We start from the raw sequence: 14,877 nt of genomic DNA, 5'->3' as shown, positions 1-14,877 counted from the left end.
AACACCAACTTTCTTGTATGCTTATGATTTTAGTATAGAAAGTAAATTTTAAACCAGGCTTAACTATTTCTTAACTATTTCTTAATTATAAAATTAACTAGTCATCATTGACTCCTTCTTGCTCCATTCTGCAATAAAGATAACACCACTTTCCTTTGACTTTGATATAAGTCTCATCTAGATGCCCAGTATGGTGTACAGATTTGTTTTTCTTTTTCCAAACCTGATTAATGTCAGCGTAAGTTACAATTACTTGGCCTTCATGTAATAAGTCTTCAAACACTACTACTTCTCTCCCTTGCCGTTCAGCACCAACGAAAGTAATGGCTAACGTTACAAAACCATTCTTTTCTTTTGCAGTAAACTTAGTCTCAACAGTTACTTCCTTACCTTCGATTAATAATTGAGGGTAATTAGTATACAATTGATAAAAAGAAGACGTTAAATTTAAAATTTAATGAATAAACTATTGAATAGTAATATTAATTCTTTAAACGAAAAGAGCCATCCAATTGATATGCACCCCAATTGTTAGACACAATTAACAATTGGAGGTGCATTTTTTATGGGAAAGTTTTCTCCTAAAGAAAAGCTACAGATAGTAAAACAATATTTTAATGGAGTAGATGATGGGAAAAGGATTGCTAAATCCCTAGGAATTCATTCTAGTGTGATTTATCAGTGGGTTAAACAATATGAAGCATTTTGGGAAAAAGGTTATGAAAAACGCTATACAACTTATTCACTTCAATATAAACTAGGTGTGCTTAATTATATGGATACGCAAGGGACATCTATTAGAGAAACAGCGGCAATTTTTAATATTTCCATCTACGAAGTACTTCGTAGATGGAAAGTAGCTTATGATTCAAATGGTGTGGATGCCCTACGTCCAGGGAGGAAGGGGCCTCCAGCTATGAAAAATAAGAAGTTAAGGTAACAGCCGAAAAAAGATCCAGTACTAATTGAAGGGTCTATAGAGGCACTACAAGCAGAAAATGAACGTTTACGTATGGAAAATGATTATTTAAAAAAGTTAAATGCCTTAGTTCAGAAAAAGAACAAATCACAGATCAAGACAGAGCGGAAGTAATTTATGAATTAAGGCATAAATACAAGGTCGTTGACCTTGTAAAAGTCGCTAATATCGCTCATAGTACGTACTATGACTGGATGAAACAAGCGAAACGTCCAGATAAATATAAGAAAGTCAAAGAATTAATGAAAGAGATCTTTAGTGAGAATTTTGGGAGGTATGGTTATCGTCGTATCACATTAGAATTATGTAATCGAGGTCATGTATTAAATCATAAAACTGTGCGACGTTTAATGAATGTCCTGGGATTAAAATGTCTTGTTCGATTAAAAAAATATCGTTCATATAAAGGGACTGTCGGGAAATTCGCTCCTAATATTTTAAAGCGTAATTTTCACGCATCAAAACCAAATGAAAAATGGGTAACAGATGTGACAGAGTTCCACTTACATGGTAAAAAACTATACCTATCATCCATTTTAGACTTATATAATGGAGAAATTATAGCTTACAATATAGAACATAGACCTGCCTATTCCCTGTTAAATAAGGCGTTTCAACGTTTAAATGATAAGGAAACTCCTATTTTACACTCGGATCAAGGTTGGCATTATCAAATGCGACAATATCATCAGTCGCTTAAAAAACATAACGTTCTCCAAAGTATGTCCCGTAAGGGAAATTGCTTAGATAATGCAGTCATGGAAAATTTCTTTGGCTTATTAAAGTCTGAATTACTTTATCTTAAAGAATTTGATAGCATGGAACACTTTAAAATAGAATTAGAAAATTATATTCATTACTACAATCACAAAAGAATTAAAACAAAACTAAAAGGATTGTCTCCTGTGCAATACAGAGTTCAATCCTTATTAGCTGCTTAAGATATTTGTCTAACTTTTTGGGTTCAGTTCACTATAAGGTGTTTTTTATATTTTAGGTACCGTCACATGCCCATCAAGCTAAGAAAAACAATTACCCCCAAAACGAAAATTTTAGAAGTACTTTACTGGATAAAGCTTAAATTTTTTATTTTTGGGATATATCGATTGTTAGCTTGGCGGCTATGGGTGACTCCTATAATGTCATTTACGATAGATGCTATTAGTTAGATTCAAATTACTCTACATTTGCTAAAGCGATTGAATACAAAAAAGTAATTTGTAGTATTTCAAGCGTAAATGATACATCTGGAATAAACTTAATAACAGAGTAAATAAAAAAGCGTGTTTTAAAAATTGTTATTAAAACACGCTCTTACTATCGTTAAATATTTAGTTATTTTATACTCCTAATCTCATTAAATCATTTGTTACTATAAAAAATATAATTCTAGATTGATAATCTTTGAATTTTATACTTTGTTCAAAGAAGTAATTATCATGACTCCTAATTTAATGTGCCGTCATTTCATGCACAATATCATGTCCATTCATATCCGATGGGTAGAAGGTAGGCCAGTGTATCATTTCATCAAATAAAGTTTCACGATTGTCACCCCAATACAAGTGGTAGTGACCAGCTTTATTCGGATAAATACCATGATCACTGAATTGAATATACTGAGGAACCTCTTCTGTTTTTTCTGCTAGTTTAAATATGTATCTTACACCTCTATTCCCTGCATCATATGTCAAAATTTTGTACCCATCATAGATATACTTACCAGAATATTCTTCTTTGTTTTTGTAGAATGTTACAGTATCTCCTTGAATCACGATACGGTTCACATCTGTTTGATATCCTTCATTATAATACTCCTTATATTCTTTGGCTGACATTTTACCTTCATGTTTCGCTTTGTGAGCAAATACCTCATCAAGCGTTCCATCTTGTAAATACGGATATACAGATTGCCAGTCTCCTTTCCAATCGGAAAGTGGTCGATCCTTCACTTGGTTGTCTTCAAAATATCCTTCAAAAATTCTTTCTGTTGATTTATCATGAGCATGACTATGGTTATGACTGTGATCGTGTTCATTTTCATGTGTATGACTTTCAGTTGTTTGCTCTTGCTTTTCAGAAGGTTTTTCTGCAACTGATGCGAATTGTGTTGCTTCTTTTAAAGTATTCACGTTTTCTTCCATTAAAGTGAAGTAATCTTTATTGCTCTTCGCATCGTCTTCAGAAATAGTAGCAAGGTGATTTAAGCGTAAAATTTTTGTACCAGTTTCTTTCTGAATAACTGATGCTACTTTTGGAGTAGAAAACGTTTCGAATAAAATGTATTTTAGACCGTATTCTTTAACTGTTTTTGTAATTTCAGCAAGCTTTTTTTGAGATGGTTCATCAGAAGCTGAAATCCCAGCAATAGGAATTTGTTTTAAACCATAGCGTTGTTCCCAGTAGCCATAGGCTGCATGGGAAACTAAAATTTCTTTCGTTTTTGCATTTGCTACAGCAGCTTTGAATTGATCATCTAAATCTGTAAATTTAGTTTGAAGTGCTGCAAAATTCTTTTCGAATTCTTGTTTATGATCAGGCTGTATTTCTACAAGAGCATCTTTGATTTTTTCAGCTTGTTTCATAGCTAGTATAGGATCTAACCACAAGTGTGGGTCTTTATCGTGATGATGTTCATGTTCTTTATGTCCATCTCCATGATCATGGTGTTCATCTTCGGTTGCGGCACGCAGTTCGATGCCTCTTGATGCATTTACAATTTTAACATTTTCTTTTTGTAATGTTTTTTCCATTTTTTCAGCAAACGGTTCTAATTCTGCACCGTTATAAATGAATAAATCGGCTTTTGCAACTTTCACTGTTTGTTTTTGGCTTGGTTCAAATGTATGAGAATCTGCACCAGGTGGATAGATTGCTTTAACCGTTATATAGTCACCACCGATTTTTTTTACGAAATCAGCAAGTGGGAAAATAGTTGTATACACAGAAAGTTTCTCCTCTTTTTTTACTGCATCTTCTTTTTTATTAGAACATCCAGCAAAAATTAAAGTGAAAATAAGTAGGAATGAAAACATAGTTAAATTCTTTGGCATGAAATTCTCCTCTTTTCTTTTTTCCAAGTTTATTTCCTCCAATTCTATGAAGAAAATATCCTTTCAACACAAAACGTAATGATTACGTTTTAGTTTGCGAACCTAGTATAATACATCTTTTCGAAATTCGCAATAAATAATAATCATTACGATTTACGTTTGTTATCAACTTATTAAAAAGAATGGTATTAGTTTTTAGTATTTTTTAGCCTTCCACATCGCTATCAAGCTAATAAAAAGAAATACCCCCTAGAATGAAAAAATACGCTATTCTTTCTGTAGAATCATAGGAAAGGATGGCGTTTTTTTATGGATTTCTCGCTTTCTGAAGAATTACAATGCTTTCTATCTCCAGTAGTCCTACAAGACATCGCCAGACAAGTTGGCTTTGTACAGCAATCCAGTAAATATCAAGCTAACGAACTCATTGCCCTTTGCGTATGGCTCAGTCAGGAAATCGCTAGCACAATTGTGCAGTCGGTTAGAAGCTTCTACTGGGGGTACTAATGAGCCCAAAAGGACTGAATCAACGCTTTAATCCAGCAGCTGTCGCCTTTCTTCGAGAAGTCTTTACTTCTCTTCTCACACAAAAACTCTGTTCAAATCACTCACTTTCTGCACATATAATCTCTACTTTCAATCGTATCCGTATTCTAGATGCAACAGTATTTCAGTTGCCTAATCAATTCGCCACTGACTATCAAGGTTGCGGTGGGAGTAGTAATACGGCAGGCGTGAAAATTCAATTAGAATATGATTTGCTTAGTGGTCAATTCCTTAACGTGCAGCTTGGATCAGGAAAGAATAATGATAAAACATACGGTACCAACTGCCTTGAAACCATAGAGGCGGGCGATTTGTGTTTACGAGATCTTGGTTACTTTGATTTAGGAGACTTACAAACTATTCATGATAAAGGAGTTTACTACATCTCGCGGTTGAAGCTGAATACACGGATTTATATCAAAAACCCTGAGCCAGAATACTTCAACAATGGCATGTTTTAACGATTTTATACACCAAGCGATTCTCAAAAATCAAAATCACAATTTAAATTGTGATTTTGATTTAAATAATGCACTCTGAAACACTACTCTTCTTCTAAAATAGCGTAATAATATTCATCCCACCATTCATTTCCATGGGGTATACACTTCCTGAAATAGCCTTCTCTCCTCATTCCAATTTTCTCCATCACTCGATATGATGGGGTATTTTCTGGCTGACATGTAGCTATAATTCTATGTAATTTCATTTCCTTAAACCCATATTTCAATGTAGCTTGTGCTGCTTCAGAAGCATATCCTTTATTGAAATATTTAGGATTGAATACCCAACCCATCTCATAAGTATGCTCACCAAAATATTTATGAAAAACAATATGACCAATCAGGATATTTTCATCTATTAGTATCACAGGAAAGTTCTTAGCATTTTCACCCATATTTTTATTTACAAAGTTTCTTGTATCTTCTTCGATGAAAACCCTTTCAGGTATGTATTTCATAACATTGCTATCTGATGTATACTCATGAACAGCTTCCCAATCCTTGAATTCAAATTTTCGTATTAGTAATCTTTCTGCTTCTATAAACATTTACTTTTCTCCCCTCAAAAAATCGTTACTTTATTTCAGATTCACATTTAATCCTAAAAAAAAGAACTTGCAGGAATCTCTACAAGTTTTTTAAAGCAGGTGAATATATGGGACAAATAAACTATCTTACCGATTCATCATAGAAACTACAGGGGTAGTACTTTGACAACTATATTATATAACAAATATTAACATCCTTAGATTTTATTTTTGAAAATTATGTTAATTGAAAACGAAAGTATCCTTTTCCTTAACTATTCTAACTTCTATTCACTTAAATAAACTACTCAGTTTGATTTTTTAAAACTTCTTGAGAATGCATAACAACAATTACACAATTAACTTCTTTATGCGCGAGTTCCTGGAACACTCAATAAGTTTATTTGCTGTGGTTCATCAGCAATAAATAAAACAACATAGCAAGATAGTGCCCTAGCAATTACTACACGTTGTCGGTATACGCTATTTAATTGAATTAAATTAAATGAACGTTGCTGAGTATAAAGAATATGTTTACTTTTATTCTAAAAATTCTCTTCTTTAGCGAGGTTTTTTTGATAAGAATACACAAACACCCCAAATCATGGGGCTTTTATTAAGTGTCCATGATTCGGGGGACAGTTCATACTTCATTGTAAGGGCTTTTATTTTTTATAAAAATCCATCCTAGAAATGTTATAATTACTCCATTCCTCTTATATTCATAAGAAGAATTTAAAAAGATTAGAATATTTAAAGAGAGGAGGAAACTATTAATGTATACACAAGACAATTTTTATAAAAAATTAATTGAGGAACAAAAAATAGTAAATATTATCCTAATCAACGGAGTTAGAATACCTGGAATCATTATTGCTGTGGATAAATTTTCAGTGCTGATCTCCAGCAATGGAAAGCAACAATTCCTATATAAACAAGCAATTTCAACGGTCGCTATATAAAATACCGTAAATTTTGATGTTTCATTATTAATATTCTCCACTTTAAAATTAGATTTGAATTATATTATATGAAACAATAAAAAAGGAATCCTTATTAAAAGGATTCACCCCAGGAAAATATAAAGAGATACATAAATAAAAAGAATTAAGTATATTATAATATAAAAACAAATAAAACATATTGAGAAATAAATAATTAGATTGAATATTCTAACCATTAAACATAAAATGAGTATGAGTCGAATAGCAACTAATCCCTAACCCTTGTATGAAAAAGAGATTGAGTATCATGATCTCTTTTTCATACGTAATTTTAGCCTATGCATACAGGCTCTTTTTATTTGATAGAAAAGAAAAATGTTTGCTATACTAAATGCGCGCAAATATATGCAAAATCACAAATAAAAAAAGAGTAGCCTGGCATAGCTGCCCTTTTTTTATGTTTATTTCTGTAACCTACTATTTAGTTTAAGTTATTTATAAATCTAACACACTAACAATCTGGCATGCTTTGGAATTCGCAATATGATAGTACATCTCTAACCCTTTTCTTTCCGAGCGTAAAATCTTGTCACGCATCTTAGATAAATGCTGAGATACGGTTGATTGCGGTACTTTTAATAGATCTGTTAACTCTGTTACATTACAAACTTTGCGACGTTCTAGTTCTTTCACGATCTGTAATCTAACTGGATGGGCCATAATCTTTAATAATTCTACATCCGCTTCTGGAATTTTGCACATTTCATTACTTACTTGTATTGTTGTCATTTTTTATTTCTCCTTTTTTATTTCTTTTTGTTTTTATTATCAATTTATGAGTATTTTTAGTTTGTTTAAATATATATTTCATAAACACTTTGTCGCTCGATCTTTTGTCTCTCTATCAGGTTTAATATATAAAAGCATTATGATGGCTAGAAATCCAACAAAAGATAGCATAGGTATCGAGATGAAGCCAAACAAATTCAAATAATCTTCTGTACAAGAAACACCTACTGAACATATCTTCATTTCACTTGTTGGAAAAGCCTGAATTGTGATTTGATAAACGGCTATTAATAGGCCAATACATGCAAATGGAAATGCATATGTACTTACATATGGATCTTTTCTATACATTCCTATACCCAATATTAATACTAATGGATACATGGCCATCCTTTGATACCAGCACAAATCACATGGAGGCAGCTTCATCCATTCACTAAAAATTAAACTTATAAGCATTGCACTAGTAGCTATCGTCCAAGCAATTGCAATGTGATACTTTTGAATGATTGACATCTTATTTTCGCCTCACCTGTTTTTTAAATGCAAAACACTTGCTAATATATGACTAGTTTATTTCCGTGTTTCGAGTACCCTGTTTCAATAGAAAGTATCCAATCGTTGATATCTTCCCAATCGTATCCCCTCTCTTTTAATTCTAGAGGGAAAAGATTCTCAAAATCATCAAACATTTCGTACATGGTTTCTAATGCTTTTTCTAGCGGACCAAATCCATATACAATATGTGTATGTACCCTTTTATTTTTCTTTTCTGCTACAGCTAAATATACATACCGTCTTTCTTTCGCTAAAACAAACTTCAAAAATCCAGGTACTTGACTCAACATTTACACTCCTTTACGGTTTTCCTTACCGAGGTTGAAAAGATACGAGTAAGGAAAACTATTAAGTCTTAATTTAATAAATGTCTTGTTTTTTTGCTTTGAAAATATAAGAAAACGCTCATCATCACAATATTTATTACACCAGCTGCAGCACCAATTTTGGAGATAACATATACATATTCATTATTACTAAATGGCAATAGGCTCACGAAAATAAATAAAATTGAAATGATAAAGGATAAGAGCATATTTCTTTTGTTTTCATTCATTCAAAAAACCTCCATTTTGCAGAAATATTTGTATTGCAATGCATTAGTTAGGGTGCTATGCTGCATCATTACGCTTATAATGCCGGTTCTTTTCATCTACAAAGCCTTTAATGCTCCACACACCAGCCTTTGATTCTTTTGCTTCGTTTTCTGCTTCTAGCATTTCAGGTAGAAATGTAGTATTTGGTCTAGAAATATAGGCTATAATCCCATAACCCGACTTGATCATTAATTCATTGATGTGTGTTCCATCACAAAATACATAAGCCAATTTCCTACCGTATTTGTCTTCTTTTGGTCCCCGATCATAAACCAATGTTACACTTTTCCCTTCTAGCTGTTTCTTTAAAAAGGTAGAGGCTTCTTTTCCCATCTTTTGTGGTGGGATTTTTTGAGATACAGACTCAGGGGTATCTAATAACAGCAACCTTACCGTTTGTTTCTTCCCCTTTACATTCACGTCTATCGTATCTCCGTCCTTTATATGTATTACCTTCCCATTAACTGTCTCTAAGCCTTTTAATTTCCCCTTATAAGCTTCTGGGATATTAACAATACCTTTCCCTTCTACGTGCTGTTGCATTCCCTTTTGTACTGTTTGAGCAGGTTTTGAATCATTCATTTGCGTCGAACTACTACATGCTGACATTTGAAATACGAATGATGTTATACAAATAGCTTTAATCCATATTTTCATATCGAAATTTCTTCCTCCTACTTAAAATACGTAAATAGCTACGTCTAATAAACAAACGGACTTTCCAATGTATTTACTTCTCGATAATTACAACATAGGCAAAACTGTATCCATTTTGGATAATCATTATATAGTTCTTTAAATGAACGTTTCTTACAATTCGGGCATATTGACGCCATGCTTTTTTCATTCTCTTCCTGACTTTTCAATTTCCCAAAAGAAACATTAGTAGATGCTACACTAGTGGTACACAATATAAATCCCCCTTTTGAGTCTTGAAATCTTAAAAATACATAAAAAAGGACACACCTATGGCATATATATGCGTAGGTGTGTCCTTTTGCAAGATAGTTTTAGAAGTATTTTGTTACTTTCATCATATCATAGTTCTTGTTAATTTTATATATGAAATTTAAGATTTTAAGATGTTATTTCTTTTTATTCTTTAAAAACGTAATACGTTATTTTTGTACATTATAGGTTAATTTTGCATCGAATTTTCCTGCTTTTTCTTACTTTCAAATCCTGAGATTGTATCGGTCATATTCTTCTCTAATAAATTTTTTACTTGCCCGCTAGTTTTTTTCTTTTTCAAAATGGTTCCAGACACAATGAATTCACAAGGATTTTTATAATGTTCACATAAATAAGTCATTTTCCCTATAATTACCCTTCCTTGGCAAAAAGGACATTTTCCTACAGTACAATCATCAATTAGAAGAAGGTGATTCAGTTGATGGATTATATAAATTTTCCATAGTAAGTTTTGACCACCATGTCTTTTTATATGTAAAGGCATGGTGGTCTTACATTACTTGTTAAAGGTATATAAATTAACTATTTAACTGTAATTTATTTTCAAATTCTTGTTCTAATGGATTTTGCTGCTGATATGATGTCGCTAAATCTACATCTACTTTAACTAATTTAAACTTTTGAGCATTTGTTCCATTTCTTTTATATACCTGAATATTAGTAAAGTCGTTTGTTTTTCCACCATCAATATCCAATACAAGATCAGGATTTTTGTAATTCTTTATAAGATAATAATCCTCTCCTACATCCTCTAATATCCAATAATGTTCATCTTTATGCTGATTTTTTGTAACAAATACATTTCTTGATTGCTTAAAATCATTCCATGCCATTACTTCGTTTTCAAACCCTATATTAACAATTTGATAGGCATCTTTATGTTTATCATAGTGAAACTCCCAGTGAGATCTTGTAACAGAGTTATCTCGGTGCAGGTGTACATTTTTATCTCCAGCGCTAGAAACATCAACACCACTTGTACCATTTAAAGCTGTTTTTATTTTGTATACGCTTTGTATTATTACTGGCTTAAATTTGAACTTTTGAGCGTTTGTTTCATTTCTTTCGTGTACTTGAATATTAGTATTGTTGTTTGTTTTTCCACCTTGAATATCCAATACAAGATCAGGATTTTTGTAATTTTTTATAATACAATAGTCATTTCCTACATTCTCTAATATCCAATAATATTCTTTTTTGTCCTTATTTTCTGTAATAAATACATTTCTTGACTCAATATCGCCATTCCAAGCTACTACTTTATTAGGTTCCTCTACACAATGTATTTGATATGCTTTGTAAAGGCTATCATAATGAAGGTCCCATTGATGTCTTTTACTTGGGTTTTCATTATACAAATGTACATTCCTATTTCCATTTGGATCTCGAGTGACTGAAACATCAACACCGCTTGTACCGTTTAAAGCTGTTTTTATTTTATATCTATTTGGAAGATGAAAATTTGTGTCTATAACATCCCAATAAAGTTTAGGATTCCACTCATCTCCAACATAATCCATAATAACCCAACCGGATTTGGCCCTCAATTTTTTTACATTTGCCGCAGTCCAACTATTTAAAATAGAAGCAAAATGTTTCGGGCTACTCCAGTCTGTACCACCAGAAGATACGCTAGTAAAATTTATATGAATATGATTAGGATTAAGGTTATTGGCTACTGAATCAATTAACATATTGTTAATTGCATCTTTCTTTACATCTTCTTTAACATCGTATTGATCTTGCACAGTTACTTTTATATTTCCATTTGTAGTAGAAGTAAATGTTTTGTTATCAGCCCACCCAAAATACCTATAACCTCCTGTCATATTACCGCCCTTGTATCTTCTTAGTAGTACAATTTTTCCGCGGGCATCTCCCATTGTTATATTTCCCTCCTTTTTCAAAAAGATAGAGTCTTTAAAGTATCTTTTTTCAAACGTATCAACAAATGTATCTTCCGCTCCTGGCATAGCTTTATATTCTTCTTTGAGGGACATAATAATGGTTTCACTTGGATAATCTTTTAAAAATTTTTTCGCAGTATTAATGAATTGATGGAGTGTTACCTCTAGATATATAGAACCATGGTGTAGAACAATTGTATTATCATCAGTTACACGCCCTCTGATATCAAAAAATCTCACACCCATAAGCATCTGCTCAGTAAAATCCCGATTTTGAGTCTTTGCCCATATTCTGTTTATCAAACCTTCACTTAACTTAAAAGTACCACTGTCATGTGTCCCTGGAATCGACAATTGTGCTAGTGTCCATGAATCTGGTATTTTCCGCATCCATTCTGAAAGTACTATGCTTTTACCCATTTTTTTATTCATATATGTCATATTACCACTCCTAGAATATTAGTTACTTTAATAATTTGTAATGAATTAAAAAACAAATTAACTTTATTTAATTTAATATACAAATTCAATATATAGGCAGTATTACTTAATCAATAACAATACTTGCCGCAAAAAATAATAACGAATTTAGAGCTTACATTAGAATATTTAAAAATTAAGTAACTATTAATTATCCACAAGATTTATCTTGAATTTTTGCGCTTCTAGCGATGGATTATCTAAAGCATGTTGCTCATTTACTTTAATATTTGTGCCATTTGCAGTTTTATGTCCATCAACATCTAACACAAGATTTTGTTTCTTTTTATTTCTAATTAGATAATTACCTTCTCCTAAATAGTCTAATATCCAGTAATGTTCATCCTTCTTTGAATTATATGTAGCAAATACATTCATTGAATTTTTAAAATCATTCCAAGCTAGCACTTCATATTCATCAGCCTTACTTATAATTTGGAAAGCTTGTTTTTTACTATCATATTTAAAATACCACTTTTGATTATCTTGATTACGCCGTTCCCATAAATGAACATTCGAATTTTTATCTTTTGACCAATCTACAACACTTTTATTATTTATAGCTGTAACAATTTCATATAAACCATTAAAATCTTCATGCTCTTTTAAAAACTTAATTGAACTTATTTTTCTATTCAAATTGTGCCCCTTTAAACTAATTTTTTGTCCTCCTGAAACATCCATATATTCACCATTATAAAAATTGTGTTCAAATAGTCTAACAGTACTAGATACATTAGGACTAACAATTAATGAAGATGTCTTATCATTAAAATCTGCTAGAGCCGGAATGTCATGAAAAATTAGTGTCTTTTCTCCTTTGTAATCATCGTCTTGATATAAGACTAAATTAGCAAACTTTGCAGATGATAATTTCTTATTAAGCTTATGATTTTTTAAGCTTAATTTCTCCCCACTCCCAAGATCAATAAAATCTCCCCTATAATCATAATGTTCATAAAATCTAAGGCCTGGTACATAAGAACCAACTTTTATTGAAGATGTTCTATCATTGAAATCAATCAAACGTCTTGTATCCTCAAAAATAAACCTTTTTGTTCCAGCATAATTATCTCTATCATATAAAGTTGTCACATCAGGGTCTTTTATACTATTAGGATCCATAGTTAATTCAATTGAACCTAGATTCCATGTTTTTATATTTGCTGAAGCTTGAAGGATACTATTGTGAATAGTAATGTTATTTATTCCTCTCTTAAGATGAAAATTCCCTATTAATACTCTTTTATAAACCCATTCATTGTTTAATGACATTCCAGTCCAAGTATTACTACTATCAAAGTAATCAGTTATTAAGTTTTCTTGTTGTTCATCATTAAGAATTACCTTTATTGATAATTTATCTCTCTGTTTCTTTGCACCTATAATTGTGTGTAATTGATAAATTCCTTCTATATCAACATCAATTTGATACGTCACAGAGCTATCTTGATTTTGATGGCTTGAGTAATTTGTAAATTGTAAAATTCCATCTCCAAAGATTGGTTCATCGGCTACATGTATATTTGATTTAAAATTTTCTTTGTAAAAATTTCCTGCATCTATTACTTTGGTGACAGGTTCACCATTTTTATTTATACCAAATAATCTATTTTTAGAATCATAATCATCTAACTTAAAACCAACTGCCATTGCATCTAGTGAGTTAAATCCACCAGTTTCATTTTTTCCGAAACCTATAATAGAGGATACTTTATTTCCTACAAAGTGATAAGCACCAAACTTATGGGGATTAGGCCACCAAGAACCCCCTCCAATATTTTGTTCTTTTTCATTATAAAATTTGAACCCTAGAGAAATTGGTACTAATTCGGACCACATATTTACTTGTATTAGAGGGTTATTTATGTGATCTTCTAAATCAAGTGATGATATTCTCCCACCATTCCCACCTATTTTATTACCATTAATTATTTCATGATTTCTTAAATAAGTGCTTTGTATACTATCAATTCTCTCCGCATGATAAACTTGTAATTTTTTTAATAATCCACGATATTTAAGATTACGGTCTTTAATAGTAATATCGATTTCATTTGTAGTTTTTTCATAAGGATATACTGAACCAGCAATATCTGAATAAATTGTTCTAATTGGATTTAATGTTATATTATTTTGATAATCCTCCTGATAATATTTCCATCTATAAGCAAAATCAAAGACAGTTAAAGTCATCCCTCTTTTATATTGATTAATTACATTCCATCTGACTGTATTAATATAATGGTTTTTGTCTCTAGTTGTTGGAAAATCTTTATCTTTTAGTTCTCTTTCTGATGCTTCTTTCAATCCTTTTTTGTATATCTTCAACAAATAAGCAGTATATTCTCCTATATAACTTTTAAAATCCCTTTTGAATTTCTGATGTATTTTTACATCCATTCCCCACTCTAAACCATGTATTGCTGCATCTCTAATTAAAAGAATATGCATCTCTGCAACGTGAACAAAGAATGGAAGAAATACTACATCAAATTTAGGGTTTTGGAATCTCGGTATTCTTTGTAGAAATTGCAGATTTGCTGAAGTAAATACAGCTACTAAAAATTCCCCAGGTGTTTGATTATCTGGTATTTCAAAAACTCTTTTACCATTATATAAATCATAGGCATCTCTATATTCTTTTAACACATTAGCAAAACCGGATAATTCTTGTATTAGTTCCGATACAAGTGCTTCTTCTATTTTTTTATCAACTATTTGATTAATTGCTTTAACTAATTCCTCCCATATTTTTTGGTAACTAATACTAGGTTTTGACGAGAAGAAGATTATTGAAATAAGTTTAGACAAAGCTCCACCCACAATAGGAATCGCTTCTAATGCAGTTAATCCAATAAAACTGAACAAGCCTAACAGATCATCGCCCTCATTAATCCCTTTTTCGATAAGATTTAAAAGAACAGAGGTATTATCAAGCGCACTGCTAAACATTTCTTTATCCCACCTAGTACCCGATATGGTGGGCATGTTTATATTCCTTAAGACATTATAAGGTACCA

At 31.5% G+C, this 14,877-nt stretch carries 9 protein-coding genes and 7 pseudogenes; 3 read left to right on the top strand and 13 right to left on the bottom strand.

Annotation, left to right across the window (positions count from 1 at the left end; translation table 11 throughout):
• Positions 1-112: 112 nt before the first annotated feature.
• Positions 113-454, bottom strand: a pseudogene (locus AC0L0O_RS20170) (VaFE repeat-containing surface-anchored protein); the annotation flags it as partial.
• A 111-nt stretch (positions 455-565) separates the two neighbouring features.
• On the opposite strand from AC0L0O_RS20170, the pseudogene AC0L0O_RS20165 reads away from it, so the two are divergent.
• Positions 566-1,920: pseudogene (locus tag AC0L0O_RS20165) on the top strand (IS3 family transposase).
• 510 nt (positions 1,921-2,430) lie between these two features.
• On the opposite strand, the pseudogene AC0L0O_RS20160 reads toward AC0L0O_RS20165, so the two are convergent.
• Both AC0L0O_RS20160 and AC0L0O_RS20155 read right to left on the bottom strand, forming a co-directional pair.
• Positions 2,431-3,069, bottom strand: a pseudogene (locus tag AC0L0O_RS20160) (ZinT family metal-binding protein); the annotation flags it as partial.
• An 18-nt stretch (positions 3,070-3,087) separates the two neighbouring features.
• A pseudogene (locus tag AC0L0O_RS20155) lies at positions 3,088-4,032 on the bottom strand (metal ABC transporter substrate-binding protein); the annotation flags it as partial.
• A gap of 309 nt (positions 4,033-4,341) precedes the next feature.
• Here AC0L0O_RS20155 and AC0L0O_RS20150 point away from each other — a divergent pair.
• Positions 4,342-5,030, top strand: a pseudogene (locus AC0L0O_RS20150) (IS4 family transposase); the annotation flags it as partial.
• Between the two features lie 92 nt (positions 5,031-5,122).
• Here the strand turns inward: AC0L0O_RS20150 and AC0L0O_RS20145 are convergent.
• Entirely contained in the window at positions 5,123-5,629 is a 507-nt protein-coding gene (locus AC0L0O_RS20145) for a GNAT family N-acetyltransferase (RefSeq protein WP_473785975.1), read from the bottom strand.
• A 283-nt stretch (positions 5,630-5,912) separates the two neighbouring features.
• Positions 5,913-6,111 (bottom strand): annotated as a pseudogene (locus AC0L0O_RS20140) (ABC transporter ATP-binding protein); the annotation flags it as partial.
• 273 nt (positions 6,112-6,384) lie between these two features.
• Here AC0L0O_RS20140 and hfq point away from each other — a divergent pair.
• Positions 6,385-6,570: an RNA chaperone Hfq gene (gene hfq, locus AC0L0O_RS20135; RefSeq protein WP_048529230.1), complete on the top strand. Its 186-nt coding sequence runs from the start codon at positions 6,385-6,387 to the stop codon at positions 6,568-6,570.
• Between the two features lie 477 nt (positions 6,571-7,047).
• Here hfq and AC0L0O_RS20130 read toward each other — a convergent pair whose 3' ends face one another.
• The 8 genes and pseudogenes from AC0L0O_RS20130 to AC0L0O_RS20095 form a co-directional block, all read right to left on the bottom strand.
• Positions 7,048-7,341, bottom strand: coding sequence for an ArsR/SmtB family transcription factor (locus AC0L0O_RS20130; RefSeq protein WP_473785974.1), 294 nt, complete (start codon positions 7,339-7,341; stop codon positions 7,048-7,050).
• Positions 7,342-7,419: 78 nt separating this feature from the next.
• On the bottom strand, positions 7,420-7,857 hold the full coding sequence (locus tag AC0L0O_RS20125; protein WP_242277924.1) for a disulfide bond formation protein B: 438 nt from the start codon (positions 7,855-7,857) through the stop codon (positions 7,420-7,422).
• A gap of 41 nt (positions 7,858-7,898) precedes the next feature.
• A complete protein-coding gene (locus AC0L0O_RS20120; RefSeq protein ID WP_326043031.1) occupies positions 7,899-8,186 on the bottom strand; it encodes a hypothetical protein in 288 nt (95 codons plus the stop codon).
• Positions 8,187-8,254: 68 nt separating this feature from the next.
• Complete coding sequence (locus tag AC0L0O_RS20115) at positions 8,255-8,455, bottom strand: hypothetical protein (protein ID WP_086420044.1); 201 nt, start codon at positions 8,453-8,455, stop codon at positions 8,255-8,257.
• A gap of 55 nt (positions 8,456-8,510) precedes the next feature.
• Positions 8,511-9,152 carry a thermonuclease family protein gene (locus AC0L0O_RS20110; RefSeq protein ID WP_153597159.1) on the bottom strand — a complete coding sequence of 214 codons (642 nt, stop codon included), beginning with the start codon at positions 9,150-9,152 and terminating at the stop codon, positions 8,511-8,513.
• A gap of 461 nt (positions 9,153-9,613) precedes the next feature.
• Positions 9,614-9,864 (bottom strand): annotated as a pseudogene (locus tag AC0L0O_RS20105) (topoisomerase C-terminal repeat-containing protein); the annotation flags it as partial.
• A gap of 121 nt (positions 9,865-9,985) precedes the next feature.
• Positions 9,986-11,815 (bottom strand): phosphatidylinositol-specific phospholipase C domain-containing protein, encoded by a 1,830-nt coding sequence (locus tag AC0L0O_RS20100; protein WP_326043032.1) that lies wholly within the window; start codon positions 11,813-11,815, stop codon positions 9,986-9,988.
• Between the two features lie 186 nt (positions 11,816-12,001).
• Complete coding sequence (locus AC0L0O_RS20095; protein ID WP_326043033.1) at positions 12,002-14,809, bottom strand: insecticidal delta-endotoxin Cry8Ea1 family protein; 2,808 nt, start codon at positions 14,807-14,809, stop codon at positions 12,002-12,004.
• Positions 14,810-14,877 lie beyond the last annotated feature (68 nt).

The sequence above is a fragment of the Bacillus sp. GS3m_15504 genome (assembly GCF_055825275.1).
Note: the sequence above shows the minus strand (reverse complement) of the source record. Positions and strands in the feature narration are given on the sequence as shown.